A 3,374-nucleotide genomic window follows, 5' to 3' on the forward strand; every position below is an offset into this window, starting at 1 on the left:
CCATTTAATAATAATCAATTAATATTACCCATCAACATATGTATAAATAAAATACTGCAATGGAAATGATATAAATTATCTATACATCGAAACAAACAATGGCTAATTATCTTTAATTTTAAAAAATCAACTCCCGCACTCACTAATATCAAACTAATGTTTTGTATTTCACTTATGGGATTGAATATCTACAGGAACCTGTAAATATATTTATTAGCGGTGCTAGGGTAGCGCCGCACTGATTAAGGAAAGATCATATGACCAGATCCCCCCTTGGCACTACTGCATCAACAGGGCAAAAATGCCCGGAAAGCGGCGTTTGGAAGGTGGTGGGCACCCCATCAACTACCGCCCCCATCGCGAAAGGCAATACCATGCCACCCTATAATAATCAGGCGGCTACCTGGAAGTTAACCCAGTACGCCTAAGCCTTAAGTTATAAGCCGCCGCTTCGGGGCGGCTTTATTGCTGACGTTCAAGCCAATAAAGAAAGTCCATTATTCGCTCGGTAAACTCAGAGTCATTAGCGTTATTGATAGCATGTGCCAGCAGATAATTTATTTCTGAAGCCTTATCAGGATGCTGTGCTAATAATTGCTCGGCATAATCATCAAGCGCTATCGGCCAAAACAGGCTATCAGGATCACGCAGCATATTAGTTGCTCTGATCAGCTTTCTGGCCGCTTCGCGTTTGAGTCGTTGCAGCTCAGCAATCAGAGACACACGTGAGATTTTCACACCATAATCTTCCAGCACGGTGCGCAGATCGGCATTTACCGCCCGCGCAATACGACGATCTGGCCGGAACAGTGGCAATGCGTTGCTAACGTCATTTCCCCAAAGACAGCGGCAATGGTGTTTCAACCAATAGCCCCAGCTATAGCGATTGGCGGGGTTTAGCGCTTCATCAAGGGTGCCAATATCAAAATCCACCTTGCTGACTATCGTCAGATGTTGCAGGAAATCCTCACGCCATTGCTCAATAAGCGCCAATTCAGCATCAGTAGCCCGCCGACTCAGCAACAAGGTGATATCCAAATCAGACTCCCCCGGCGTCGCTTGCCCGCGTGCCACGCTGCCATAGAGATAAATACAGTGGATCAGCCCAGGGAAATGGCTCGGCAAACCTGCGACTAACGCTGTCAGTACAGGCCTGAACGCATCCTGCAGTGGGAAGTCGGTTACCGTGGGAATAAAGCCATCGCGGCAGAATGTCATTGGCTGCTCCGAAGGGTTTTAAGTCGATCACAGGAGTCAAACTAAAAACACAACTCATTGTAATTTAATGTAAAAATAAAAAACAAAAACAAAACAACCCCCATACATACCACCAAACACACCCACTTGCCTGAGCGCCGCTCAAAGAGCAATAATTGTTCATATATCTCCAATGAATTTCAAGTGCGGCCAGGCGGCAAACTTGCTCATCCTCTGAAATTTACTTGAGTAGGTGACCAGGGAAAGAGAGTGCAGTCATTAGCGCCGCAGCTTGTAAGATAAATGGTATAACTAGTTGAGCGCCTCTAAGTTAGAGTAAAAGTATTACTATCAGCTATCTTCCTTATTGCCTACTAAAACCATTAATAGTTAACTATTTTTATTTACCATTAGCACGCTTAATCATTTTAACCAACTCTTTAATCTCCTCTTTAAAGGATGATACGTAATGTTTCTCCTCCCATCTCTTCACAACTTCTCTGGCTATTTTAACTTTACCCCCAGCATAATGACTTGATATCTTTTTAATATGTTCATCCGGAATTTTCGTACCATCTGCATACGTATACATTTTAGAAAAAACTGAAAAGAATGAGTCAAAACAAGAGAAATCAATATTTTTCTTTAAATAATCATTAATAATTACATCATAATTCCTCTTATCATTAACAATAAATTTTTTAGCAAATTCATCGTCAGATAGAACATCCAGCAGGATTTCCTTTGGAACATAATTTTCAGTTTCACGCCCTGATGTTATCCATATTTTAACATAATCACCCATGTCGAAAGCACTACTTCTTTCGCTTTTCTTAAGTTCTGAAAGTTTCTCCAATACATTTTTCACACGCTTTTTGAAATCGCCATCATCATATTTATCTTGAGAATCACAGTCACTATCACAAAAAATAGCCACATACCTAGATGTGTATAAAAAATCAACAGAATCAATGCATTCAGCATTTAAAATATTATGATGAGATAGGTTTGAACCACCATAAAAAACAAATGAGTAATCTCTCCCTAAAGTAAATTTAGTTTCAGATATATCATCAATCCATTTTTTCAAATATATTGCATCACTAGGCCCCTCGACCCATATAAGCATATTTGATTGTAACAACTGAGATGCTCTTATCCCAAGATCATCTAGAAGCTCATATTTTTGCACAAGATTTTCACAAGAAAAAACTTTTGAAGAATTATTTAAATCGCGAGAAATTTTGTTAATTGACCATTTTTCATCCAACTGATCTATTAAAGTAGACGAATGTGTAGTAATAAAGAAAGTATGATTCTCTAGTTCCCGATTAAATATATCCATCAACTTTATGACAGATTCAGGATGTAGATTTGACTCAGGTTCCTCTAGAAATATATTTAATATCTTATCCTTATTTAAGTAAAGATGTGAAAGCAACATTATTATTTGTGATACACCTGTGCCTAATTGAGATAATGAGGATAGTATTGTTTCACCACCTCTATTAATATGAAGACGAAAATCGTTCTTTAATGAATCAACACTCACGACGTCCTCATTAAGAATATCACTAAGCCACTCTTTCATTTTTGTTATATATGATGCCCACAATCTAGGCGAGTTGTTAAAAACAGTATTAAGTTTATCAAGTATTTTTGCCCCATCAAAATAGAAATCATTTGCTTCTTTCGAGTCTCTATTATGATGTCTTATTGGGTCTATAAATAAAAGAGAGTCAAGAAAAGCACTCCAGTAAATATAGCTATCATCTATGCATTTTATTTTATTTTCTGGATCCTTATATTCACCGCTATCTTGGTCATATATCTTATATGGTTTATCTAAACTAATGATATCGTTATCTGACCAAGAGCAATAAAGCTGAACCAAACCCTCAGTACTTCTATGCCGGGCCTTTAAGACTATATCAGATTTTAAATAGGGAGCTGTTTCTTTACCCTCCCAATCAAAAGTATCTAGTTCAATCTCACAGTGAATATCCTGTGACTGCCATGCCCATGTATCACTTTCCGCAACGTTATGTACTATATGATGAAATAACAATGAGTTATCTCTACTTTTCTTAACATTATTTGCGACTATTTTTAAACTCATAAAATATTTTGACACATTGGATTTACCAGCGTTATTAGGCCCAATGATTATATTATTC

3 protein-coding genes are annotated in these 3,374 nt (G+C 37.8%); 1 reads left to right on the forward strand and 2 read right to left on the reverse strand.

Translation table 11 applies throughout. The annotated features are described in order from the left end of the window. Nucleotides 1–257 precede the first annotated feature (257 nt). Entirely contained in the window at nucleotides 258–428 is a 171-nt protein-coding gene (locus H5P17_RS26215) for a hypothetical protein (protein ID WP_182825888.1), read from the forward strand. 34 nt (nucleotides 429–462) lie between these two features. On the opposite strand, the gene H5P17_RS26220 is transcribed toward H5P17_RS26215, so the two are convergent. Both H5P17_RS26220 and H5P17_RS26225 read right to left on the reverse strand, forming a co-directional pair. Next, nucleotides 463–1,218, reverse strand: coding sequence for a nucleotidyltransferase domain-containing protein (locus tag H5P17_RS26220; RefSeq protein ID WP_182825889.1), 756 nt, complete (start codon nucleotides 1,216–1,218; stop codon nucleotides 463–465). Between the two features lie 379 nt (nucleotides 1,219–1,597). After that, nucleotides 1,598–3,374, reverse strand: a 1,777-nt coding sequence (locus H5P17_RS26225) for an ATP-dependent endonuclease (protein WP_220496976.1), incomplete at its 5' end; no start/stop codon positions are given.

The organism is Serratia sp. OS31 (genome assembly GCF_014164835.1).
GTDB classification, from domain to species: Bacteria; Pseudomonadota; Gammaproteobacteria; order Enterobacterales; family Enterobacteriaceae; genus Serratia; species Serratia liquefaciens_A.